Source organism: Micromonospora sp. ZG13 (assembly GCF_059359355.1).
This window is the reverse complement of the sequence record NZ_JCADBQ010000002.1, coordinates 370,322-393,838: the sequence shown is the minus strand read 5'-3', so window position 1 is coordinate 393,838 and position 23,517 is coordinate 370,322. Positions and strand designations below refer to the sequence as shown.

At 73.7% G+C, this 23,517-nt stretch carries 21 protein-coding genes and 1 pseudogene; 10 read left to right on the top strand and 12 right to left on the bottom strand.

From position 1 onward, the window contains the following. Position 1 precedes the first annotated feature (1 nt). Positions 2-454, bottom strand: a complete 453-nt coding sequence (locus AC5L34_RS05705) for an SCP2 sterol-binding domain-containing protein (protein ID WP_089002639.1) — start codon at positions 452-454, stop codon at positions 2-4. Between the two features lie 67 nt (positions 455-521). Between AC5L34_RS05705 and AC5L34_RS05700 the strand changes: the two genes are divergently transcribed. Continuing rightward, positions 522-1,166 (top strand): TetR/AcrR family transcriptional regulator, encoded by a 645-nt coding sequence (locus tag AC5L34_RS05700; RefSeq protein ID WP_357717140.1) that lies wholly within the window; start codon positions 522-524, stop codon positions 1,164-1,166. A 13-nt stretch (positions 1,167-1,179) separates the two neighbouring features. On the opposite strand, the gene AC5L34_RS05695 is transcribed toward AC5L34_RS05700, so the two are convergent. The 7 genes from AC5L34_RS05695 to AC5L34_RS05665 all read right to left on the bottom strand — a co-directional run bounded on the left by AC5L34_RS05695 (position 1,180) and on the right by AC5L34_RS05665 (position 8,488). Beyond that, on the bottom strand, positions 1,180-1,779 hold the full coding sequence (locus tag AC5L34_RS05695) for a DedA family protein (protein ID WP_494823991.1): 600 nt from the start codon (positions 1,777-1,779) through the stop codon (positions 1,180-1,182). An 81-nt stretch (positions 1,780-1,860) separates the two neighbouring features. Continuing rightward, positions 1,861-3,150, bottom strand: coding sequence for an adenylosuccinate synthetase (locus tag AC5L34_RS05690; RefSeq protein ID WP_494823990.1), 1,290 nt, complete (start codon positions 3,148-3,150; stop codon positions 1,861-1,863). 61 nt (positions 3,151-3,211) lie between these two features. Continuing rightward, positions 3,212-4,171, bottom strand: a complete 960-nt coding sequence (locus AC5L34_RS05685) for a hypothetical protein (protein ID WP_494823988.1) — start codon at positions 4,169-4,171, stop codon at positions 3,212-3,214. A 9-nt stretch (positions 4,172-4,180) separates the two neighbouring features. Next, positions 4,181-5,155, bottom strand: coding sequence for a protein kinase family protein (locus tag AC5L34_RS05680; RefSeq protein ID WP_441173747.1), 975 nt, complete (start codon positions 5,153-5,155; stop codon positions 4,181-4,183). Then, complete coding sequence (locus tag AC5L34_RS05675; protein WP_494823987.1) at positions 5,152-5,907, bottom strand: NUDIX hydrolase; 756 nt, start codon at positions 5,905-5,907, stop codon at positions 5,152-5,154. The genes AC5L34_RS05680 and AC5L34_RS05675 overlap by 4 nt, the downstream gene beginning before the upstream one ends. 155 nt (positions 5,908-6,062) lie before the next feature. Beyond that, entirely contained in the window at positions 6,063-6,887 is an 825-nt protein-coding gene (locus AC5L34_RS05670; RefSeq protein ID WP_494824202.1) for a MaoC/PaaZ C-terminal domain-containing protein, read from the bottom strand. A gap of 245 nt (positions 6,888-7,132) precedes the next feature. Then, positions 7,133-8,488: a 3-oxoacyl-ACP reductase gene (locus AC5L34_RS05665; protein ID WP_494823985.1), complete on the bottom strand. Its 1,356-nt coding sequence runs from the start codon at positions 8,486-8,488 to the stop codon at positions 7,133-7,135. Positions 8,489-8,543: 55 nt separating this feature from the next. Here AC5L34_RS05665 and AC5L34_RS05660 point away from each other — a divergent pair, with 55 nt between their 5' ends. Continuing rightward, positions 8,544-9,836 carry an acetyl-CoA C-acetyltransferase gene (locus AC5L34_RS05660; protein WP_441173744.1) on the top strand — a complete coding sequence of 431 codons (1,293 nt, stop codon included), beginning with the start codon at positions 8,544-8,546 and terminating at the stop codon, positions 9,834-9,836. 16 nt (positions 9,837-9,852) lie between these two features. Here the strand turns inward: AC5L34_RS05660 and AC5L34_RS05655 are convergent, their stop codons facing one another. Then, positions 9,853-10,059: a PIN domain-containing protein gene (locus tag AC5L34_RS05655; RefSeq protein ID WP_494823983.1), complete on the bottom strand. Its 207-nt coding sequence runs from the start codon at positions 10,057-10,059 to the stop codon at positions 9,853-9,855. Between the two features lie 103 nt (positions 10,060-10,162). Between AC5L34_RS05655 and purB the strand changes: the two genes are divergently transcribed. Then, the gene (gene purB, locus AC5L34_RS05650; RefSeq protein ID WP_441173741.1) at positions 10,163-11,584 is read left to right on the top strand and encodes an adenylosuccinate lyase; all 1,422 of its coding nucleotides are present in this window, start codon (positions 10,163-10,165) and stop codon (positions 11,582-11,584) included. Positions 11,585-11,628: 44 nt separating this feature from the next. On the opposite strand, the gene AC5L34_RS05645 is transcribed toward purB, so the two are convergent. Continuing rightward, positions 11,629-12,195, bottom strand: coding sequence for a YbjQ family protein (locus AC5L34_RS05645; protein WP_494823981.1), 567 nt, complete (start codon positions 12,193-12,195; stop codon positions 11,629-11,631). A 24-nt stretch (positions 12,196-12,219) separates the two neighbouring features. After that, positions 12,220-12,900 carry a S1 family peptidase gene (locus AC5L34_RS05640; protein ID WP_441173739.1) on the bottom strand — a complete coding sequence of 227 codons (681 nt, stop codon included), beginning with the start codon at positions 12,898-12,900 and terminating at the stop codon, positions 12,220-12,222. A 415-nt stretch (positions 12,901-13,315) separates the two neighbouring features. On the opposite strand from AC5L34_RS05640, the gene purS reads away from it, so the two are divergent. From purS to AC5L34_RS05620, 4 genes are all read left to right on the top strand, one after another. Further along, positions 13,316-13,579 (top strand): phosphoribosylformylglycinamidine synthase subunit PurS, encoded by a 264-nt coding sequence (purS, locus tag AC5L34_RS05635; protein WP_089002625.1) that lies wholly within the window; start codon positions 13,316-13,318, stop codon positions 13,577-13,579. After that, entirely contained in the window at positions 13,576-14,259 is a 684-nt protein-coding gene (gene purQ / locus AC5L34_RS05630) for a phosphoribosylformylglycinamidine synthase subunit PurQ (protein ID WP_363624149.1), read from the top strand. The genes purS and purQ overlap by 4 nt, the downstream gene beginning before the upstream one ends. A gap of 67 nt (positions 14,260-14,326) precedes the next feature. Next, on the top strand, positions 14,327-17,032 hold the full coding sequence (gene purL / locus AC5L34_RS05625; RefSeq protein WP_441173738.1) for a phosphoribosylformylglycinamidine synthase subunit PurL: 2,706 nt from the start codon (positions 14,327-14,329) through the stop codon (positions 17,030-17,032). A 4-nt stretch (positions 17,033-17,036) separates the two neighbouring features. After that, positions 17,037-17,792, top strand: coding sequence for a 2-phosphosulfolactate phosphatase (locus tag AC5L34_RS05620; protein ID WP_357659914.1), 756 nt, complete (start codon positions 17,037-17,039; stop codon positions 17,790-17,792). Between the two features lie 219 nt (positions 17,793-18,011). On the opposite strand, the pseudogene AC5L34_RS05615 reads toward AC5L34_RS05620, so the two are convergent. Beyond that, positions 18,012-20,014 (bottom strand): annotated as a pseudogene (locus tag AC5L34_RS05615) (carboxypeptidase-like regulatory domain-containing protein); the annotation flags it as partial. A gap of 112 nt (positions 20,015-20,126) precedes the next feature. On the opposite strand from AC5L34_RS05615, the gene AC5L34_RS05610 reads away from it, so the two are divergent. From AC5L34_RS05610 to purM, 3 genes are all read left to right on the top strand, one after another. Beyond that, positions 20,127-20,480 (top strand): sterol carrier family protein, encoded by a 354-nt coding sequence (locus AC5L34_RS05610; RefSeq protein ID WP_363892308.1) that lies wholly within the window; start codon positions 20,127-20,129, stop codon positions 20,478-20,480. A 171-nt stretch (positions 20,481-20,651) separates the two neighbouring features. Further along, the gene (gene purF, locus AC5L34_RS05605; protein WP_089002621.1) at positions 20,652-22,190 is read left to right on the top strand and encodes an amidophosphoribosyltransferase; all 1,539 of its coding nucleotides are present in this window, start codon (positions 20,652-20,654) and stop codon (positions 22,188-22,190) included. A 57-nt stretch (positions 22,191-22,247) separates the two neighbouring features. Next, positions 22,248-23,402 carry a phosphoribosylformylglycinamidine cyclo-ligase gene (purM, locus tag AC5L34_RS05600; RefSeq protein ID WP_441173737.1) on the top strand — a complete coding sequence of 385 codons (1,155 nt, stop codon included), beginning with the start codon at positions 22,248-22,250 and terminating at the stop codon, positions 23,400-23,402. Positions 23,403-23,517: the final 115 nt, after the last annotated feature.

Here is a 23,517-nt window from a genome sequence, read left to right as displayed (position 1 = left end):
GTCAGGCCTTGGGGATGTCGAACAGGTTGGCGATGTTGGCGGCCAGGCCCAGGTCGCCCTTGGCCTTGAGCTTGCCGGTCATGAACATCATGACGGGGTTCGCGCCACCGGAGACGATCTTCAGGAACTCGACCGGGCCCATCGTGAGGCTGAGCTTCGGGTCGTGCTGCGGGGTCTCGTTGACGGTGCACGCGCCGTCGGCGATGACCACCTCGTAGGTGTCGGTGCCACCGTCGGGGCGGCCGGTGATGTTCCAGTGGATGACCGCGTTGGTCGAGCCGGCCCGGTCGGCGCGGAAGAGCTGCGGCATCCGGCCGAAGACCTCACCGAGGATCTTGCCGCGCAGGTCGCCGGACATCACCTCGGCGATCTTGTCGTCCGGGGTGGACTTGACCAGCTGGGCGAACTCCTTGGGGCCGACGTTCGCGAAGTTGGCCGGGTCGAAGTCAGTCATGGGGCTGCACCTTCCGGGTGTTGGCTACTCGTGCGTAACCTTACGGGCGAGTAGGTATGCTCGCAAGGTGTCCACCCCACCCACCTTCAAGCGCCTACCCCGCGCCGTACGCGAGCAGCAGATGCTCGACGCGGCCGTGAAAGTGTTCTCACGCAGGGGTTTCCACGCGGCCAGCATGGACGAGATCGCCGAGGACGCCGGCATCTCCAAGCCCATGGTCTACGCGTACCTCGGCACGAAGGAAGAACTCTTCGTCGCCTGCCTGCACCGGGAGGGCACCCGGATGATGCAGGCCATCGCCGGGGCGGCCGCCCCCGAACTGCCGGCCGACGAGCGACTCTGGCGGGGGCTGCGCGCGTTCTTCGGCTTCGTCGGGGCGCACCGCGACGGGTGGGCGGTGCTCTACCGGCAGGCCCGGGGCGAGCAGCCCTTCGCCGGCGAACTGGCCGGCATGCGGGCCCGGCTGGTCGACGTGGTCGCCGGGATGCTCGACCACGCGCTGCGCGCCGAGGGCCGCGAGGTGGGCGAGACCGACCTGGAGGTCGTCGCGTACGCCCTCGTGGGGGCGACCGAGTCGCTGGCGGACTGGCTCGCCGACCACCCCGACGCCGACCCGGAGAAGACCGCGACCCGGATGATGAACGTCGCCTGGCTGGGCGCCGGCCAACTCCTCCGTGGCGCCACCTGGCACCCACGGGCCACCCCCTCCTGACCCGTCGCCCGGTTCAGCGGCGCCTGCGGCGGCGTAGCCAGCGGAACGACTCCAGCAGGAGGGTGATCGCCAGCGACAGGCCCACGCCGGCGAGGATGCCCTTGATCGGGTCGCGCTCGAAGGCCAGCCCGCCGAAGTAGCCGAGCAGGGCGCAGTAGAGCGCCCAGCTCACCGCCGCGACGGCGTCGAAGAGCAGGAACGACCGGAGCGGGTAGCGGACCGCGCCCATGGTGAGGGTCACCGCCGTCCGGCCACCGGGGACGTACCGGGCGGTGGTCAGGATCAGCCCGCCGCGCCGGTGCACCGCCCGCCGGGCCCACTCCGAGCTGGCCCGGCGCCGGCTGTCGGCCGGGAAACGGGCGAGCCGGTTCGCGCCGCCGCCGCGACCGATGGCGTACGACACGTGGTCGCCGGCGAGGGCCCCCAGCGCGGCGGCGACGATCACCACCACCAGGTCGGGGTTGCCGCCGGTGGCGAGCACGGCGGCGGTGATCACGGCCGCCTCGCCGGGTACGGCGGGGAAGAACGCGTCGACCGCGGTGAGCCCGAAGATCAGCAGGTACACCCACGGTGAGGTGACCAGCTGCCGGAGCAGGTCGAGCACGGACTCCATGCCTCCCATGCTCGCCGTGCGCGCCCCGCCCGGTGGCCGAGTCGCCGGATCACCCGCATCGACCTCCAGCGGGGCCCGGCGTCACGCCGACGCCTCGGCCGGCGTTCTGACCGACGGGAGGGATCGCGGGGCGAGCAGCGGGCCGTGCGGGGTCTTGTCGTCGGCGGTGGGGCCCCGCGAGGCCAGCACCACGGGCGCTCTCAGCTCCTCCCGCACCGCCGCCGTCCAGTCGGGCGGCGGGGCGTCGTCGTACACGGGGCGGGAGCGCAGCAGGCGGGCGGTGAGCGCGGCCTGCCGGTCCAGGTCGCCGGGCGGGCCCGGGGCGAGCCGGTCGGTGGTGTCGTAGCGGCGGCAGATCCGCAGCGTGGGTCCGGCGAGGTCGAGGTGGGTCAGCGCCAGGCCGTCAACCCCGCCGGCGGCGGCGAGGGCGTACCGGTGGGCGACCGCGTCGAAGTGGCCGAACCGGAACCGCCCCTGCCACGGGTTGGTCGGGTTGCGCGGGTCGGTCAGCGGCAGGGCCGGGTCCTCGGTAACCAGTGGGCCGGGGCCGTGCCGGGTGGTGACCACGCGCAGCACCCCGATCCGGGTGGCCGTACCGGCCTGGCCCGCCTCGGCGAGCAGGCCGTCGACGTTGGCGAAGGTGGTGGTGCTCCACGTCGTGTACGGGTGGAAGCCGTGCCACTCGTCGAGCAGCACCCCCTGCGCGCCCTCGAAGACGCAGGTGCCGGCGCGCAGCGCCCCGGCCAGCCAGCTCCGGTCGACGATCGCGACCCGCGCGGCGAAGCCGGTGAACGCGGGCAGGCAGTCGGCGACGGGCGGCGCGTCCAGCGGGCCGAGTTCAGCGGTCAGCCGGTCCCGCAGGGCGGTCAGCCGGCGGCGCAGCCGCCCCGGGTCGGCGCAGTCGGCCACCCGGGGCGCCTCGTCGGGGTGGGCGAGACCGTACGCGACGGCCTCGCCCACCCCGAGCCCGCAGGAGCCGTGCCGGTCGGCTCCCCGGGCGATCTCCCGGGCCCGGTTGGCGGCCCGGTGGTACGGGGTGGCGAGCAGCGCCTCCCCGTCGACGGTCAACCGGTCGAGCGCGTCGGGCACCCCGACCGAGGCGAGGTGGTCGGCCTCGGCGGCCAGCGCGAGCGGGTCCACCACCACGTGCCGCGACAGGTGCGTACGGACGCCGGGGTGGAACGTGCCGGCGCCGAACTGCGCGAACGTGTGGTGCCGACCGTCGCGCAGCACGACGTTGTGCGCCGCCTGCGCGCCCCCGTTGAAGCGGACCACCGTGTGCACGGGCCGGGTGGCGCAGAGCCAGTCCACGACCGTGCCCTTGCCGGCGTCGCCGAAGCCGAGGTCGACCACCGCCACGTGCCTGCTCACCGGGCCTCCCCTCCGGAGCCGCAGCCGCCGCCGGAGCTGAGGGCGACCGTCGTCACGTGGTTCACAGCCGGGTCACCTCGCCGCCGGTGTCGCGGAACGCGGGCAGCGTCGACACCTCGGCGCGCCGCCCTCCGCGCAGGCGGGCCAGCGCCTTCGAGACGGTGCCGGTGGCGCCGGAGCCGGCCCGGTCGAGGTCGCGCAGGCCCTCGTCCAGGTCGATGGCCTGCTCGCCGAGCCCGACCGTGAGCGCGATCGTCTCGCAGACCGCGTCGAGGTCGTCCAGCACGACGGCGTTCTGCCCGAGCAGGTCCCGCCACGAGTCGAGCACCTTGGCGTTGCCGGAGTAGTGGCTGCCGGCGGGGAGCAGGTAGTAGGTGTCCCAGCGGCGGGTCACCTCGTCGACGATCTGCCGCAGCGGCACGTCCTCGCGCAGGTCGCCGCCGATGACGCGGGCCACCTCCCGGGGCTTCACCTGCGGGTACGCCAGCTCGTCGCCGATGATGAACAGGTAGCCGCGCCGGCCGCGCTTCTCCCAGGAGTCGGTCACGGTGTGCCGGGCCATGAAGTACATGGCCAGCTCGTACGACTCGGTCATCTGCCCGCCGCCGCCGCCCTCCAGCACGATCCGGCCCAGGTCGTCGTCCATCCGGTTGTCCGACTCGAACTGGCCGACCTGCAAGGGCACCCGGTCGCAGGTGGCGTCGCCGATCGCGCCGAACATGATCTGCGGGTCGCTGGCGTAGCCCTGCCGTTGCAGCAGCCCGAGCAGCTGCGGCAGCTTGGTCTGCAGGACGCGCGGCACGTTGCGCATCGAGCCGGTGACGTCGAAGAGCACCGCGATGGGCGTCGACCGGGGGTGCTCGGCGGAGTCGCGGCTCTCGCGCATCGCGTCGCGGGGGTCGAGGGCGGGGTGCACCTTGCGCGCCCCGCTGTCGCTGTAGGAGAACGCGCTCTTGCCGGTCTTCCGGCGGTAGCGGTCGGCGGCGTCGTACACGTCGGTGGACCACATTCCACTGCCCATGACAGCTCCTTACGGGGTGAGGGTGAAGGGTCGGAAGGTGCGCGGCCCGTAGAGCCGCTCCAGCACCTCGTCCAGTTCGCGCAGCAGGAGCCACGCGTCGTCGGGCCGGGCGCCCAGCGCCCGCTGGCGGCAGCCCCGCGCGAAGGCGTCCAGCTCGCGGGGCGCACGTGGCCCCATCAGCCAGCTCATGCAGAGGCTCGCCATCGCGATGTCGGTGCCCGGCCCGCAGGGTCGCTTCCGGGGGACCTCGTCGGGGTACCACCGCGCGTCGTAGCCGGGCACCAGCGCGGGGACGGTGCTGCCGACGGGCGCGGAGAAGCACCAGTCGACCAGCACCACGCCGTGCCCGTCCGGCTCGATCAGCACGTGCGGCGGCAGGACCGCGCCGTGCACGACGCCCGCCCGGTGGGCCAGGCCGAGCGCCACCAGCAGCCTTCGCCACATCCAGGCCACGTCGCGGGCGTCGACCCCGTCCGGGTACGCGCGCCGCACCTCGTCGAGGTCGTGCAGGCCGGGGGCGGTGGCGAGCACGTTGATCCGCCGTTCGGCGCCGGTGGCGGCGTCGGAGTGCCGGAACGAGTCCACCAGCCGGGGCACGTACGGCAGGTAGCGCGGGTCGCCGCGCTCGGCGATGGTGCGCAGGGCGTGCGCCTCGCGGGCCATCAGGTCGTTGTCGGTGGGGCGCCGGGGCAGCTTGAGCAGCCGGTCGGCGTCGACGTCGTAGAGGTCGGCCAGGTCGCCCGAGTGGACCGGCGTGCCGAGGCGGTAGTCGCCGAGCACGGTGACCTGCCGGGCCCGCCAGCGGGTGGTGACCCGGATGAACGCGTCGGTGGCCTCGGCGCGTACCGCCGGGTCGGCCGGCAGGCGGTCGGGGTGCAGGGCCGCGACCAGCTCGCGGTAGCGGCGGGCCGGCTGGTCCGTGCCGAACAGGTCGGCGTCGGTGCGGGCCGCCGTGACCAGGCGGACGGCTTCCGCGGTCCTCATCGCACCGTCTCCTCGCGGGCGGGGCGCAGCAGCGCCGGGTGCAGCAGCCGGGCGTCGCCGGCCCGGTAGAGCTTGGCGCGGGGGCCGCCGCGGGCGCCGCCGCGTTCGGTGCTGGTGCCCGTGCTCTCGACGAAGCCCGGCACCGAGAGCACCTTGCGGTGGAAGTTGCCGGCGTGCAGCGGGTGGCCCCAGACCGTCTCGTAGACGGCACGCAGCTCGCTGACGGTGAACTCGCCGGCGAGGAAGCGCGTGGCGAGCGGGGTGTATTCCAGCTTGGACCGGGCCCGCTCCAGCGCGTCGTCGATGATCCGGCCGTGGTCGAAGGCGAGCTGCCGGCTGGTCAGCGCGGTCACCGGCAGCCAGATCGCCTCGTCGGCGTCGGTGCCGGCGGCCGGGTCCGGCAGGTCGGGGGCGAACGCGAGGTGGGCGACGGAGACGACGCGCATCCGCGGGTCGCGGTCGGGGGCGCCGTAGCTGCCCAACTGCTCCAGGTGTACGCGGCGCAGCCCCTCGCCGCCGAGCCCGGTCTCCTCGGCCAGCTCCCGTCGGGCGCCGGCGGCGAGGTCCTCGTCGGGGCGGACGAATCCGCCGGGCAGCGCCCAGTGGCCCTCGAAGGGGGGCTGGCCGCGCCGGATCAGCAGCAGGTGCAGCGCGCCGTCCCGGATGGTCAGCGCCACCACGTCGACGGTCACGGCGACCGACGGATAGGCCCGGGGGTCGTACGCGGCCAGGAAGTCCTGCTCGTCAACCATGTCTCTCTCATCCTGAGAAAATCTCGATGTGAGAACAACCTAGCGCACGGAGGCGCCCCTGCCAAGCCCGGGAGCGGATCCGGCAGGAGCGCGTCAGCTTCGTCAGGGGCGCGTCAACCTCGGCGGGGGGCGGCCCAGCTCCGGCCGGGGGTGGCTCAGCGCACGAGGCCCGCCAGGTGCGGCCGGCCGCGCGAGTCGTGCAGGGCGAACCCGCCCTCCGGCAGCAGCCCGAAGCTCACCGTGCTCGGCAGCGGCACCGGCAGCTTGAAGGCCACCTCGACCGTGTAGGCGTCCGGCAGCCGGTTCTCCAGCGCGGCCAGGCAGCGCGCCTTGCTCCACATCCCGTGCGCGATCGGCCGGGGGAAACCGAACAGCCGCGCGCCGAGGCGCGAGGTGTGGATCGGGTTGTGGTCGCCGGAGACCCGCGCGTAGTCCGTACCGACGCGGGGTTCGACCCGCCAGCGCGCCGAGCCGGCCGGCGTCGTGGGCCGCCCGGGCTGGTCGCGCCGCCCGCCGCCGCCCCGCTTGCCCTCCCTGCCGAGGTACGTCGAGACGCCCCGCCAGACCTCCTCCGCGCCGACCGAGCCGACGAGCACCACGTCGACCTGCCGCCCCCGGTCGTGCGGGCGCAGGTTCTCGGCGTACGCGCGGAAGTCGAGGGTCTCGTCGGCGGTGACCGGGCGGTGCACGGTGATCCGGTTGCCGACGTGCACCACACCGTTCAGCGGGATGGGGAACTCCGGCGCGGTCATCAGCCGCAGCGCCAGCGGAAAGCCCATGACGTGCGGGAACGTGGCGGGCAGCCGGTCGGTGAGCCGGAACCCGCAGACCCGGTCGTAGTCGGCGAGGTGCGTCCGGTCGACGGCGATCCCGCCGACGGCCAGCTCGACCGCCGGGACGCCCGCCGAGCGCCGCCCACCGCCGAGGCCGGGCAGCGCGCCGAGCAGCGCCCGCCGGTAGAGCGCCCCGGCCGCCGGCATCCGGGGCAGCTCGACGCGCTCCCGGGCACCCGTCCCGGCCGGACCCCCGCCCGAGAGGTCCTGCGTCGCCTCGACGGCGGAGGCGGAGAGGTCGTGCGTCTGTTCGAGGCTCAGGTCGTGGCCGGACGCTTCCGGCCCGCGGATCGCGTCCAGGGTGTCCTGCGACAGGATCTCGGTCGGGCCGTCGATCAGCTCGTGCACCGACAGGTCGTCCGGGTCCGGCGCCGGCTGTTCTCGCCTCGCCATCACGCCCCCAGCAGACTCTGGCCGCAGACCCGGACGACGTTGCCGCTGACCGCGCCGGAGGCCGGCCACGCCAGCCAGCCGATGGTCTCGGCGACGTCCACCGGCAGCCCGCCCTGGGACATGCTGTTCATCCGCCGGCCCGCCTCGCGCAGCACCAGCGGGATGCGCGCCGTCAGCCGGGTCTCGATGAAACCGGGGGCGACCGCGTTGACGCTGATCTGCCGTTCGCGCAGCGCCGGGGCGAGCGACTCGACGAGCCCGATCACGCCCGCCTTGCTGGTGGCGTAGTTGGTCTGGCCCCGGTTGCCGGCGATGCCGGCGATCGAGGAGACCGAGACGATCCGGCCGCCGGCCGGGATCAGCTCCCGCTCCAGCAGCACGTCGTTGATCCGCTCCTGGCTGGAGAGGTTGACGTCGAGCACCGAGTCCCACCGGTCGGCGTCCATCCGGCCGAGGGTCTTGTCGCGGGTGATCCCGGCGTTGTGCACGACCACGTCGACCCGCCCGTGCCGCTCGGCCAGGTGCTCGGCGAGCCGCTGCGGGGCGTCGGGGGCGGTCAGGTCGAGCTGGACGGCGGTGCCGCCGATCTCGTTGGTGACCGCCGCCAGCTCGTCCCCGGCCGCCGGAATGTCCAGCGCCACGACCCGGGCCCCGTCGCGGGCCAGCACCCGGGCCAGCGCCGCGCCGATGCCCCGGGCCGCCCCGGTGACCAGCACGACCTGCCCGTCCAGCGGGCGGTCCCAGTCGGCCGGGGCGACGGCCGTGCCGGCGCCGACCCGCACGACCTGCCCCGAGACGTACACGGAGCGGCCGGAGAGCAGGAACCGCAGGGTCGCCTCCACGCTGGTCCAGGTGCCGGCGTCCGGGTCCTTCGTCACGTACACGAGCTGGGCGGTGACGCCCCGGCCGAACTCCTTGCCGATGCTGCGGGTCAGCCCCTCCAGGGCCCGCTGGGCGGTCGCCTCCCGGGGCGAGCCGCACTCGTCGGGCGGGGTGCCGAGCACGACGACCCGGCCGCTGGGCAGCACCGAGCGGGCGCGCGGGTGGAAGAAGTCGTACAGCTGGCGCAGTTCGGCGGAGTCGGTGATGCCGGTGGCGTCGTACACCAGGGCGGCGAAGCGCTCGGTGGACTCCGCGGCGCCGGGATCGCGCAGCTCGACCCCGGCGGTGGTCAGGACCTTGCCGGCCTGCTCGGCGAGCCGGCCGCCGGTCGCGGCGCCCAGCAGGACGGGGCCGGGCACGATGGGGTCGCCGGGGGTGTGTCGGCGCAGTCGCGGCGGGTCGGGCAGCCCGAGGCGCTTGACCAGCGTGCGGCCGGCCCCCGATCGGACGAAGCTCGCGTACCTGTCGGTCATAGGCGTAGCCTACTGGCGAGTAAGGTAAGGGCAAGTCTTTCGAGGAGGCGGGATCGTGCAGAGCATCCGGCGGGTCGCGGTCATCGGCGGCAACCGCATCCCCTTCGCGCGGTCCAATTCGCGGTACGCCAGCGCGTCGAACGCCGACATGCTGGGCGCCGCGCTGGACGGGCTCGTCGCCCGGTTCGGCCTGGCCGGCCAGCGGGTCGGCGAGGTGGTGGCCGGCGCGGTGCTCAAGCACGCGAAGGACTTCAACCTGACCCGCGAGGTCGTGCTCGGCTCGAAGCTCGACCCGCACACCCCCGCGTACGACATCCAGCAGGCCTGCGGCACCGGGCTGGAGGCGGCCATCCTGGTCGCCAACAAGATCGCCCTCGGGCAGATCGAGGTCGGCATCGCCGGTGGCGTGGACACCACCTCCGACGCGCCGCTCGCGGTCAACGAGGAGATGCGCCGCACCCTGCTCCGGCTCAACAGCGCCCGCACCCTCGGCGAGCGGCTGAAGATCGCCGCCAGGCTGCGCCCCACCCAGCCGTTCAAGCCGGAGATCCCGCGCAACGCGGAGCCGCGTACCGGGCTGTCGATGGGGGAGCACGCCGCCCGCACGGCGCTGCGCTGGCAGGTCGACCGGCAGGCCCAGGACGAGCTGGCGCTGCGCTCGCACCAGCGGCTCGCCGCCGCGTACGACCGGGGGTTCTTCGACGACCTGCTCACCCCCTACCTCGGGCTGACCAGGGACCAGAACCTGCGTCCCGACACCAGCCTGGAGCGGCTCGGCGCGCTGAAGCCGGTCTTCGGCGCGAAGGGACCCGACGCCGAGGCGGCGACCATGACGGCCGGCAACTCGTCGCCGCTGACCGACGGCGCCTCGACGGTGCTGCTGGCCAGCGAGGAGTGGGCCCGCGAGCACAACCTGCCCGTGCTGGCGTGGTTCTCCTGGTCGCAGGCCGCCGCCGTCGACTTCGTGCACGGCGACGAGGGGCTGCTGATGGCTCCCGCCTACGCGGTGCCCCGACTGCTGGAGCGGGCCGGGCTGACGCTTCAGGACTTCGACTACTACGAGATCCACGAGGCGTTCGCCTCGCAGGTGCTGGCCACCCTGGCCGCCTGGGAGTCCCCGGAGTTCTGCAAGGACCGGCTGGGGCTGGACGCCCCGCTCGGCGCGATCGACCGGGAGAAGCTGAACGTCAACGGCTCGTCGCTGGCCGCCGGGCACCCGTTCGCGGCCACCGGTGGCCGGATCGTGGCGACCCTGGCGAAGCTGCTGGCGGAGAAGGGCGGCGGCCGGGGCCTGATCTCCATCTGCGCCGCTGGCGGCCAGGGCGTGACCGCCATCCTCGAACGCTGACGCCGGCGCGGGCGAGCTACTTGATCGTGCCGGCCGGCGCGAGCCATCGCATGGGCTGGCCGGTCACCTCGGAGATCTGGTCGAAGTCACGGTCGTAGTGCAGCCCCTGGTGTTCGGCCGTCGCCGCGATCAGCAGGTCGACAGCACCGGCCGAGCGGTGGGTGCCCCGGGCGGTGAGCTGGTCCTGGATCTCGGCCGCCCGCTCGTAGATCCGGTCCGGCATGCCCACCCAGGTGAATACCGTGCGAAGCCGCTCTCCCAACCACCTGCGGTCGGGCGGACGTCCTCGTCCGGGCCGTCCCGGACGACGTGAAAGACTGAGGTACGTGACGATCCCGAATGTGCTCGCCAACCGGTACGCCTCACCCGAGCTGGTCGCCCTCTGGTCGCCCGAGGAGAAGATCCGGATGGAGCGGCGGCTCTGGCTTGCCGTGCTCCGGGCCCAGAGGGACCTCGGCGTCCCCGTGCCCGACGGCGTGGTCGAGGCGTACGAGGGGGTGCTCGACCAGGTCGACCTGGCCTCGATCGCCGAGCGGGAGCGGGTCACCCGGCACGACGTGAAGGCCCGGATCGAGGAGTTCAGCGCGCTCGCCGGGCACGAGCACGTGCACAAGGGGATGACCTCCCGGGACCTCACCGAGAACGTCGAGCAGCTCCAGGTGCGCCGCTCGCTGGAGCTGATCCGCGACCGCGTGGTCGCCACCCTCGCCCGGCTCGCCCGCCTCGCCGTCGAGCACTCCGACCTGGTCATGACCGGCCGCTCGCACAACGTCGCGGCGCAGGCCACCACGCTGGGCAAGCGCTTCGCGTCGGCCGCGGAGGAGCTGCTCATCGCGTACGAGCGGCTGGACGATCTGATCAACTGGTATCCGCTGCGCGGTATCAAAGGCCCGGTCGGCACCGCCGCCGACCAGCTCGACCTCTTCGACGGCGACGCCGAGCGGGTGGCGGAGCTGGAGCGCCGGGTGGCGGGGCACCTCGGCTTCAGCCGGGTCCTCGACAGCGTCGGGCAGGTCTACCCGCGCTCGATCGACCTGGCGGTGCTCTCCGCGCTGGCCCAGATCGCCGCCGCCCCGTCGTCGCTGGCGACCACGATCCGGCTGATGGTCGGCCAGGAGTTGGCCACCGAGGGCTTCAGGCCGGGCCAGGTGGGTTCCAGCGCGATGCCGCACAAGATGAACACCCGCTCCAGCGAGCGCGTCAACGGCTTCGCCGTGATCATCCGCGGCTACCTGTCGATGGTCGGCGAACTGGCCGGCGACCAGTGGAACGAGGGGGACGTCTCCTGCTCGGTGGTCCGCCGGGTCGCCCTGCCGGACGCGTTCTTCGCCGCCGACGGGCTGTTCCAGACCTTCCTCACCGTGCTGGACGAGTTCGGCGCGTACCCGGCGGTGGTCAACCGGGAGCTGGAGCGCTTCCTGCCGTTCCTGGCCACCACGAAGATCCTGGTGGCGGCGGTCCGGCGCGGCGTCGGCCGTGAGGTCGCCCACGAGGTGATCAAGGAGCACGCGGTCGCGGTGGCACTGGGCATGCGCGAGAAGGGCGCCGCCGAGAACGACCTCTTCGACCGCCTGGCGGCGGACGGCCGCCTGGGCCTGACCCGCGCCGAGATCGACGCGCTGGTCGCCGACCGTTCCGCCTTCGTAGGTGCCGCCCCGGCCCAGGTCGAGGCGGTCGCCCGCCGCATCGCCGCCGTGACGGAAGCCCACCCCGCCGCCGCTACCTACACCCCACCCCCCATCCTCTGACCACTCCCCCAGGGTCGGGGCGGGCGCCGGGCGGGGTGGATGGGTCAGGCGTCGCGGGTGGGGGTTTCCGCCGCGGTGCGGAGGTTGGGGGCGCTCGCCGGTTCGGCGATGCCGCCCGGGGACTCGGCGAAGGCCGGGTCGTGCGCGGTCTCCGCTGCGACCAGCGGCTGGTCGGGCGGCATGACGTCGGGCATCTTGGGCGCCACGACCACCGCCGTGCCGTACGCGCAGATCTCCATCCACATCTCGCCGCAGTCGCGGCTGTCGAAGCGCATCCCCACCACGGCGTTCGCGCCGAGGCGGCGGGCCTCCTCGCCGAGCCGGGCCACCGAGTCCGTACGCCACCTGGTGAGGTTGTCCGGGGCCATCGGGTCGTACGCGCCACCGCGCAGGTTCTTGACCCCCTCGCGGTACGGGTTCCGCGTCCTGGCCATCGATGACACCACTTCGCCGAGGATCTGGCGGATCTCGTACCCGGGCAGTTGCTCCGTCGTCACGACCAGCACGCTTCTGATGCTGTCAGGGCGGCGGGCGCCCGATCGTCGGCCTTGTTCACCTGATCGGATGCTGCAAAACGGCGCGGCGCGGACGGCCGGCGCGCTGCCGGCCATCCGCGCCTAGCGTGGCGCTAACCGTCAGACACCGGCCGTCTGGGAGATCCAGGCCCGGTTGTACGCGACGCTGCCGTAGTTCTGGATGCTCTGCCCGTCGGCGGTGGAGGCGACGCCGACCTGCGCGCCGTTGTAGAACTGCGGGCCGCCCGAGTCGCCCCGCCAGGCGTTGCCGTTGATCCGGGTGCTCCGGATCGCCTGCCCGCCGTACGCGTCGGTGGCGCTGTTGCTGGTCACCCGGACCGACGCGGTCTTGAGCTGGGTGGAGGCCGAGCAGCCGCTGTAGCAGGTCATGCCCCAGCCGTAGATCGAGTTGGTGGAGTTGATCGGCGGGTTGCTGTTGGCCAGCGTGACGTACGAGGTGCTCACCGAGCTGGACAGGCGCAGCAGGGCCAGGTCGTAGCGGCTGTAGCTGGCGCTGACGGTGCGGGTCTGGCCGCCGGAGGAGCGGTAGACGCTGCCGACCCGGACGGACATCGTGCCGCTCACGCAGTGCCGGGCGGTGAGCACCCACTGCGGCGCGATGATCGTGCCGGAGCAGGTGAACGAGCCGTTGCTGAACACGGCGGCGGCCCACGGGGCCGACGAGACGGTGCCACCGCCGATGATGTACGGGCTGACGGGTGCGGCGAGGGCGCCGGAGCTGGCGCCGAGCAGGCCGGCCGCTGCGGTGGCCAGCACCGCGATCATGGATCGGATGCGCATGGGGGCTCCTTCGGGGACGGGGCCCGGGTTCACCGGGTCGAGCTGACGGCCGGCGGGCGGGGGTGGCCCGACGGTCGGGCACGTCCGATCGACGTACGACGATGTACGGTAGGGCCCCTGAGATGTCGTTCACAAGGGATCCATCGGAAATGATGGATGAGGTGATATGGCGGGCCGGGCGATCGGGCGGCAGTCCGACGTCCCGACGGAGCGGGGCGAAACGGGCCGGTCGGCAACGGATACGCATCGGGATCGCAACGAACCCGTATCGGTCTCCCGGCCCCACGCCGGGAATGTCGATCACTGCCTGAACCGCGTCCGGCCGGTGCGTCCGGGGCGGTATCTGCCAGGTAGGCTGGCTGCGCTCGCCCGTTGTGGGTCGGCACCCAACTGCGTACACAGTCAGGAGTGCCCAGTGCCTCGCGTCGTCGTCGACGTCATGCTCAAGCCCGAGATCCTCGATCCCCAGGGCCAGGCCGTCGCAAACGCGCTGCCCCGGCTCGGCGTCAGCGACGTCGCCTCGGTTCGGATCGGCAGGCGGATCGAGATCGAATTCACCGGTGAACCGGACCTGGACCGCGCCCGGGAGATCGCCGACAAGTTGCTCGCCAACCCGGTCATCGAGGACTTCACGGTCCGCGTGGTCGAGGCCGACGAGACCGTGGACGCCCGCTCGTGACCGCCCGGGTCGGTGTGGTCACCTTCCCCGGCTCGCTCGACGACGGGGACGCCGCCCGGGCCGTCCGGATCGCGGGCGCCGAGCCGGTCCGCCTCTGGCACGGTGACCCGCAGCTGCACGGGGTCGACGCCGTCGTCCTGCCCGGTGGCTTCTCCTACGGCGACTACCTGCGCTGCGGCGCCATCGCCCGGTTCGCGCCGGTCATGCAGACGATCGTGGACGCGGCCCGGGGCGGCTTGCCCGTGCTCGGCATCTGCAACGGCTTCCAGATCCTCTGCGAGGCGCACCTGCTGCCCGGGGCGCTCACCCGCAACCAGCACCTGCACTTCCGCAACCGCGACCAGGTCCTGCGCATCGAGTCGACCGGCACCGCGTGGACCAACGCGTTCCAGCCCGGCCAGGAGGTGCTGATCCCGGTCAAGAACGGCGAGGGCTGCTACGTCGCCGACACCGCGACGCTGGACCAGCTCGAAGCCGAGGGCCGGGTCGTCGCCCGCTACGTCGGCGGCAACCCCAACGGGTCGCAGCGCGACATCGCCGCGATCACGAATCCCGCCGGCAACGTGGTCGGCATCATGCCGCATCCCGAGCACGCGGTGGAGGCGCTCACGGGCCCCTCCCTGGACGGCCTCGGCTTCTTCACCTCGGTGCTCAAGCACCTGGTGGGGGCGCCGGCGTGACCGTGCGCGGCATCATCGGTCGGCTCACCCGCCCGTCGGGCGGACGCGAGCGCAGCGAGGAGACGTCATGACCACCCATCCGGACGAGGTACGGGATAACCCGGAGGCCTTCCCGGCCGCGCCGGCGCAGCCGGTGGAGCCGCGTCCGGCCGCCGTCGTGCCGCCGGCCGGGCGTCCCGGGCCGGCGACCGCCGACTGGGCCGACGGCCTGGACACCGTGCCGCGCGCCGGGGACACCCCCGGTGAGCTCCAGCCGTACGCCGAGCTGGGGCTCCGCGACGACGAGTACGAGCGGATCCGGCAGATCCTCGACCGGCGGCCCACCCAGGCCGAGCTGGCGATGTACTCGATCATGTGGAGCGAGCACTGCTCCTACAAGTCGAGCAAGGTGCACCTGCGCCAGTTCGGCGAGAAGGCCCCGCCCAGCGACCGGCTGCTCGCCGGCATCGGCGAGAACGCCGGCGTGGTGCAGGTCTCCGACGAGCTGGCGGTGACCTTCAAGGTCGAGTCGCACAACCACCCGAGCTTCGTCGAGCCCTACCAGGGCGCGGCCACCGGCGTCGGCGGCATCGTGCGGGACATCCTCGCCATGGGCGCCCGCCCGGTCGCGGTGATGGACCCGCTGCGCTTCGGCGCCGCCGACCACCCCGACACCGCCCGGGTGCTGCCCGGCGTCGTCGCCGGCGTGGGCGGCTACGGCAACTGCCTGGGCCTGCCGAACATCGGCGGCGAGGTCGTCTTCGACCCCTGCTACCAGGGCAACCCGCTGGTCAACGCGCTCTGCCTCGGCGTACTGCCGGTCGACCGGCTCCAGAACAAGGCCGCCGCCGGCCCGGGCAACGTCGTCGTGCTGATGGGCGCGCGGACAGGCCGGGACGGCATCGGTGGCGTGTCGGTGCTGGCCAGCGCCAGCTTCGACGAGGGCAGCGAGCAGCGCCGCCCGTCCGTGCAGGTCGGCGACCCGTTCATGGAGAAGCTCCTCATCGAGGCCTGCCTGGAGCTCTACGACGCCCGGCTGGTCGTCGGCATCCAGGACCTCGGCGGCGCCGGCCTGACCTGCGCCCTGACCGAGACCGCCGCGGCGGCCGGCACCGGCATGCGGGTGTGGCTGGAGCGCGTGCCGCTGCGCGAGCCCTCGATGGAGCCGCACGAGATCCTGGCCAGCGAGTCGCAGGAGCGGATGCTGCTGGTCGTCGAGCCGGAGAAGCTCGACGCGGTGCTCAAGACCGCCGAGAAGTGGGGCGTCTGGGCCACGGCGATCGGCGAGGTCACCCCGCCGGCGCCGGACGGCCAGCCGGGCCGGCTGCTGATCACCTGGCGCGACCAGCTCGTGGTGGACGTGCCGCCGGGCTCGCTCGTCGACGACGGTCCGGTCTACGCCCGCCCGATGCGCGAGCCGGCCGACCTGATCCTGCTCCAGGCCGACCGCGCCGAGACGCTGCCCCGGCCGGCCGACCCGGAGGCGCTGCGCGAGACCGTGCTGCGGATGATCGCGTCGCCCAACCTGGCCGACAAGACCTGGGTCACCGAGCAGTACGACCGCTACGTGCTGGGCAACACCGTGCTCGCCCAGCCGGAGGACTCCGGCGTGATCCGGATCGACGAGCGGACCGGCCTCGGCGTGGCGCTGTCGGTGGACGGCAACGGCCGGTACGCGCGGCTCGACCCCTACAACGGCACGAAGCTCGCGCTGGCGGAGGCGTACCGGAACGTGGCCGTCACCGGCGCGAAGCCGATCGCCGTCACCAACTGCCTCAACTTCGGCTCGCCGGAGGACCCCGGCGTGATGTGGCAGTTCGCCGAGGCCGTCCGTGGCCTGGCGGACGGCTGCGCCGAGCTGGGCATCCCGGTCACCGGCGGCAACGTCAGCTTCTACAACCAGACGGGCGCGGCGCCGATCCACCCGACCCCGGTGGTCGGTGTGCTCGGCGTGCTCGACGACGTGGCCGACCGCGTGCCGATGGGCTTCGTGGCCCGCCCGGGCGGCGACCACGACCAGCTCTTCCTGCTCGGCGAGACGCACGTGGAACTCTCCGGCTCGGAGTGGGCCTGGGTCACCCACGAGCACCTCGGCGGCGTACCCCCGCAGGTCGACCTGGCCCGCGAGCGGCTCCTTGCCGAACTGCTGGCGGAGGCCGCGCGGGTCGGGCACCTCAGCTCGGCGCACGACCTCTCCGACGGCGGTCTCGCGCAGAGCCTGGTGGAGTCCTGCCTGCGGCGCGGCGTCGGCGCCCGGATCGCGGTGCCGGAGCGGTTCGACGGCGGCTCGATGCCGTTCGTCTACCTGTTCAGCGAGTCCGCCGGCCGGGTCCTGGTGTCGGTGCCGCGCGGGCACGAGAAGGCGTTCACCGCCCTCTGCGCCGAGCGGGGCGTGCCGTTCGAGCTGATCGGCGTCACCGACCCGACCGGCGGGGCGCTCGAGGTGCACGGCCAGTTCCGGATCGGCCTGGACGAGCTGCGGGCGGCGCACAGCGAGACGCTGCCGCGCCTCTTCGGGGGCGCCGGGGTCGTCGAGGTGCCCGCGCCGGCCGCCGGCGTGGCGGGTGCGGTGGAGGCCGTGCCGCTGCCCGTCGCCGAGTCGGCCGAGGCGGCGTCGGTGGACCCGTCGGCCGTCGCGAGCGAGCCGATCGCGTCGGCCGCACCGGTCCCGCCGACGGGTGCCGTCGAGCCGGTGGCCCCGGCGGAGACCGCCGGGCCCGGCCCGGAGCAGCCGGCGGCCGAGGCTGCCGGGTCGGTTCCCGAGCCCGGTGACACCGAGCCCGGTCAGCGCTGAGGCGGTGGCCGCGGCCGTCCACGTCCAACCCGGTTCCGGTGCCCGGTTCGACTGGGGGCTGACGGGGGCGGCCGAGCTGGGGCGGGTGTGCGCGGTGCTGGTGGTGGTGGACGTGCTGTCGTTCACCACCGCCGTGGACGTCGCGGTCGGGCGCGGCATGCGGGTGCACCCGTTTCCGTGGGGCGAGCAGGCGGCCGACTACGCGCGGCGGGTCGGCGCGGTCGCGGCGGTGGGCCGCAGGCAGGTGGGCCCGGACCATCCGTGGTCGCTCTCGCCGGCGGCGCTGAGCACCGCGCCGGTCGTCGCCGACCTCGTGCTGCCGTCGCCGAACGGTTCGGCGATCAGCGCGGCGGCCAGCGCCACCGGGCTGCCGGTGGTCGCGGCGTGCCTGCGCAACGCGCGCGCCGTCGGCCGTTGGCTCACCCACCAGGGGTACGGCGCGACGGACGCGCCGATCGGCGTGATCGCCTCGGGTGAGCGCTGGCCGGACGGCTCGCTGCGGCCCTCCGTGGAGGACCAGCTGGGGGCGGCCTGCGTGCTGGACGCCCTGTCGGGTGTGCCCGGCGGTCTCTCCGTGGAGGCGGCGATGGCGCTCGCCGCGCTCGCCAGCACCCCCGACGTGCCCGCCGCGGTCCGTGGCAGCGTGTCGGGCCGCGAGCTGATCGAGGGCGGCTTCGGCGAGGACGTCGAGGTCGCCGTCCGGGTCGGCGTGTCGGGCGTGGTCCCGGTGCTGCGCCAGGGCGTCTTCTCCGCCACCTGACGGCCCTGCCGCGCGCGGGTCCCGACGCGATTTGCCGTACGGGCTCGCGCAGCCGTCGACCGGCTGCGACGACCCGGCCGATCCCGGCGGAGCCGCAAGCGGTAGGGGTGCCCGGAGTCCGGCCCGTTCCGGATGGAGCCGCGAGCGGCGGCGAGGGCCGCCCGGAGTCCGGACGGCCCTCGCCGTGGTGCTGTGTCGTCGGGGCGTACCCCGCGCGGGTCAGTCGTCGAGCCAGTCCAGCCGGCGCCCGCCCCGGTCCTGCTGCGGTGGGCCGTCCGGGCGGCCGTGACCGGTCGGCTCGTCGTAGCCGCCCGGCTGGCCGTAGCCGCCGCGCGACGTCGAGGGCTCCTGGCCGCCGTAGCCGCCACGGTCCTCGTAGCCGCCACGCTGCTGCGGGGGCTCCTGCCCGTACCCGCCCTGGCCGTAGCCGCCCTGGTTGTCGTACGAGGTGGGCTGGTCGTAGCCGCCCGGCTGGCCGTAGCCGCCGCGCGACGCCGGGGGCTCCTGGCCGCCGTAGCCGCCCGGCTGGCCGTAGCCGCCCCGCTCGTAGCCGCCCGTCGACTCGCCGCCGCGGCCGTACGCCCCGGGCTCGGACTGGCCGTAGCCCTGACCCTGCTCCGGCTGGTAGACGCCGGTCGCGTACGGGTCGGCCGGGGCCGGGTACTGCGTGGCGTCACCGGTGTAGCGGCCGGTCGGCTCGTCGTAGCGCTCGCCGTAGCCCCGGCCGCCGCCCGCCGGCGGGTAGCCCGCGGCTCCGGCCGCGCCCGTCGGAGCGCCGTAGTCGTTGCTGCCGTAGCCGCCACCCGAGGCGGGGGCGTTGCCGTAGCCGCCGCCCGAGGACGGCGCGTTGCCGTAGCCGCCACCGGACCCGCCGCTGCCGTAGCCGCCGCCGGACGAGGGCGCGTTGCCGTAGCCGGCGGCGCCGTAGCCACCCGGGCCGGCCGGCTCGTCGCCGTAGCCGCTGCCGCCCCAGCCCTGCTGGTTGCCCGCCGCGCCGTAGGGCTGCGGGGGAGCGCCGTACGGGTCCGGCGGCACGTCGTCGACCACGGGGCGGTGCATCATCGTCGGGGCGTCGCTCAGCGCGGTGCCACCGACCATCGTCGGATCCGGCGTGACGCCCACCCGGTTGACCACCCGGGTCTGGTCGTCCGCGCCCCGGAACGCCCCACGCGCCGCCGGGACCGCGCCGGCAGCCGCCGCGCCCGCCGGGGCGTCGTCGACCTCGTCGCCGCTGTCCTTGCGCCGCATCCAGAGCAGCACGATCGTGCCGACACCGGCGGCGACGAGCAGGCCGCCGAGCAGGATGATCAGCCAGGAGCCCATGCCGCCGGAGTCCTCGTTGCTGGCGTTGGCCGCCGCGCCCGGGGTCGCCTCGGCGCTCTCCTCGGGGGTCTCCTCGACCGGCTCCTCGGTGGGGAGGGCCTCCTCGGTGGCCGAGGGGGTGGCGCTCGGCGTCGTCTCGACCTTGATCGCCAGGGCGATGCGCTGGCCGGTGACGCTCTGCCCGGCGGACGCGTCGAAGCTCTTGGTGGCGTACACCTCACCGACGCTGGCGCCGACCGCGAGCCGGCCGGGCGCGATCGGCTTCTCGCTGCTGCCGGTGAAGCGGAAGTTGCCGTCGTCGTCGCTGATCGTGTCGATCTTCTTGCCGGCGCCGTCCTGGAGCATGACCACGGCGTTCGGCACGGCCTTGCCGTTCGCCTGGACGACGACCTTGCCGGAGACCGACTTGACGGTCTGCACCTGGGTCGGCTGGGACGGCTGGGCCTTGCCCTTGACGCCGAGCTGGAAGGTGGCGGTGCCGGGGCCGGACTTGTCGCCCTCGGCCGCCACCGTGACGGTGACGTTCGCGTCGCCGGCGTTGTCGTTGGCCCGCAGCCGCAGCAGCTGGGACCTCGGCCGGTCGTTGTTGAAGTCGATCGTCCCGCAGCCGCCGGCGCAGCTCACGCCGCCCGGGAGGCCGGCGAGGCTGATCTGGACCTTCTCGTCGCCGTCCCGGGGAGTCACCTGCACGGTGACGGCGGCGTCGCTGCCGGCGTTGACGGTGACCGAGCCGGGCGACACGGTGACGTCCGCGGCCAGGGCTGGTGTGGCGGGGGCAGCGAGCAGAGCGCCGACAACCAGCGCCACGACCACACCGGCCCGCTGCTTCCAGGCACGTCGGTGTGTTGACACGTCCACCGCCTTCCGGACTGACTTCCCTCGGCGGCGGGTCGCCGGGCCGGGGATCATCACGGTACGAATACGCCGTCGGCAACTATGCCTTGTCTGACCGGATCGGCGCGACCCAGGGCCAGCGTCAGGCGTGGCGCGCTGAAGCCGTATCGTCCCGTCGTGTCCTCTCCGCACATTAAGTCCGCCGCGGTCGCGGCGGCGTTGTCGGCGCTCGACGAGGGGCGTACGCCCGATCGACCGGTCCTCCGGGAGGCGGTCCGTGCCCTGTTGACCGTCCTGGCGGAGCGCGCCCCCGGCCGATCGGTGGAGGTGCGTGTCCCACCTTACGGCGCAGTTCAGTGCGTTCCCGGTCCCCGACACACCCGCGGCACCCCCGCGAACGTCGTCGAGATGGAGCCGGGGACCTGGCTGGAGGTGGCCACCGGACGGCTCGGATGGGCCGATGCGATCACCCAGGGTCGCGTACGGGTGAGCGGAATCCGGGCTGATCTCTCCGCGTACCTGCCGCTCTAGCTGCGGCGATATCCATCGACCGGTGACGTCACGGAGCCGGATCGTGACTTTCTGTATCGACACGGATTCGCGTACACTGTCAGGCGACGACAGTGGTCCCGGCCGAGGAGTGCGGATCCCGCCCCCGCGTGATTCCGCAAGGCCGGTCCAGACCAGCATGAGGGAGCGCAGGTGCCCCGAGGCGACGGCCGGCTGAGCCACGACCTTGATCCCCAACGACCAGGCCCCCAGGACGCGTGCGGCGTCTTCGGCGTCTGGGCGCCCGGGGAGGAGGTCGCCAACCTGACGTACTTCGGTCTCTACGCCCTCCAGCACCGAGGCCAGGAGGCCGCGGGCATCGCGGTCAGCGACGGTTCGGGCGTGGTGGTCTACAAGGACCTCGGCCTCGTCGCCCAGGTCTTCGACGAGCCGACCCTCGCCAGCCTGCGCGGGCACGTGGCGATCGGGCACGCACGCTACTCCACCACCGGCGGCTCGACCTGGGAGAACGCCCAGCCGACCATCCGCTCCACCACGTCCGGCACCACGATCGCGCTGGCCCACAACGGCAACCTGGTCAACACGGCGGAGCTCCAGCGCGAGGTCAGCGAGCGGGGACTGCTCGCCGACGGCTCGACCAACGACACCTCCCTGGTGACGATGCTGCTGGCCAGCCGCCCGGACCTGTCGGTCGAGGCGGCGGCGCTGGAGGTGCTGCCGCGGCTGCGGGGCGCGTTCAGCTTCGTGTTCATGGACGAGTCGACCCTCTACGCGGCCCGCGACCCGCACGGCGTGCGCCCGCTGGTGCTCGGCCGGCTGGAGCGCGGCTGGGTGGTGGCCAGCGAGACGGCCGCGCTGGACATCGTGGGCGCGAGCGTGGTCCGCGAGGTCGAGCCCGGCGAGCTGATCGCGATCGACGAGGACGGGCTGCGCTCCAGCCGGTTCGCCGCCCCGGAGCCCAAGGGCTGCCTGTTCGAGTACGTCTACATCGCGCGCCCCGACGCCACCATCGCCGGGCGCAACGTGCACTCCGCGCGGGTGCAGATCGGCCGCCAGCTCGCCAAGGAGCACCCGGTCGAGGCCGACCTGGTCATCCCGGTGCCGGAGTCGGGCACCCCGGCCGCGATCGGCTACGCCGAGGAGTCGGGCATCACCTACGGCGCCGGCCTGATGAAGAACCCGTACGTCGGGCGCACCTTCATCCAGCCGTCGCAGACGCTGCGCCAGCTCGGCATCCGGCTCAAGCTCAACCCGCTGCGGGAGAACGTACGGGGCAAGCGGCTGGTCGTGGTCGACGACTCGATCGTGCGCGGCAACACGCAGCGGGCGATCGTGCGGATGCTGCGCGAGGCCGGCGCGCTGGAGGTGCACGTACGCATCTCCTCGCCGCCGGTCAACTGGCCGTGCTTCTACGGCATCGACTTCGCCACCCGCGCCGAACTGCTGGCCAACGGGCTGGACAACGACGGCATCCGGCGCTCCATCGGGGCGGACACGCTCGGCTACGTGTCGCTCCCGGGCCTGATCGCCGCCACCGAGCAGCCGAAGACCCGGCTGTGCCGTGCGTGCTTCGACGGGGAATACCCGATCGAGCTCCCCGCCGGCAACCTGATCGGCAAGCACGTGCTCGAAGGGGTGGGCCGGCGGGTCGCCGCGCAGGCGTCCGACACCTCGGAGCACACCGCCCCGCTCGTCGCCACTCCGGGCGGCGTGACCACACACCGCCCGTAGCACCACCCGGCGCGGCCGGTCACCGCCGGCGCGGCGCCAGAACCAAAGGGGAGAACCGTGACGCACGTGTCCGAGCGCAGCGGCGCAGGAAGCAGCCCGACCGGCGCCAACGGCGACCGCCAGCCCTGGACGGCCGGCACCGGCCGCCCGGCGCGCAAACGCTCGGTCTCGTACGCGGACGCCGGCGTCTCGATCGAGGCGGGCGACCGCGCGGTCGAGCTGCTGAAGTCGAAGGTGAAGCAGACCAGGCGCCCCGAGGTGATGGGTGACCTGGGGGGCTTCGCCGGGCTGTTCCGCCTGGACACGAAGAAGTACAAGAACCCGATCCTGGCCTCGTCCACGGACGGCGTGGGCACCAAGCTGGTGATCGCCCAGCAGATGGACATCCACGACACGGTCGGCATCGACCTGGTGGCGATGGTCGTCGACGACCTGGTGGCCTGCGGCGCCGAGCCGCTCTTCCTGCTCGACTACATCGCCACCGGCGAGGTCGTGCCGGACAAGGTGGCCGAGATCGGCGCCGGCATCGCCGACGGCTGCCGCTACGCCGGCTGCGCCCTGCTGGGCGGCGAGACGGCCGAGCACCCGGGCGTGCTGCGTCCGGACGAGTACGACATCTCCGCCACCGGCGTCGGCGTCGTGGAGGAGAGCGACATCCTCAGCCCGGATCGGGTCGAGGTGGGCGACGTGGTCATCGCGATGCGCTCCTCCGGCCTGCACTCCAACGGCTACTCGCTCGTGCGGCACGTGCTGCTGGGCGCGGGCCGGATGCGGCTCGACGTGGTGATCGACGACTTCGGCCGGCAGCGCACCCTCGGCGAGGAGCTGCTGACCCCGACGAAGATCTACGCGCAGGACTGCCTCAAGCTGATCGCCGAGGCCGAGGTGCGCTCCATCGCCCACGTCACCGGCGGCGGCATTCCCGGCAACCTGGTCCGGGTGCTTCCCGAGCACGTCGACGCGGTGGTCAACCGCTCCACCTGGAAGCCGCAGCCGATCTTCGACCTGATCCAGTCCAAGGGGCGGATCGAGGACCCGGAGATGGAGGCCACCTTCAACATGGGCGTCGGCATGTTCGCGATCGTCTCCGCCGAGGACGCCGACCGCGCGCTGGCCACCCTCACGGGCCGGGGTGTCGACGCGTGGCAGGCCGGCGAGATCATCGAGGGCTCGGGCAACGTGCAGATGATCGGCCAGCACACCCGGGGTTGATCAACTCGCGGTGATCGTACGGGCACCTGATCAGGGCTTCACCCGAGTGGCCGTAGCCGCCTAGCCTGAAGGGCACCCTCAAGCTGTCGGGCCACCCGTCCGGGTTCCCGACAGC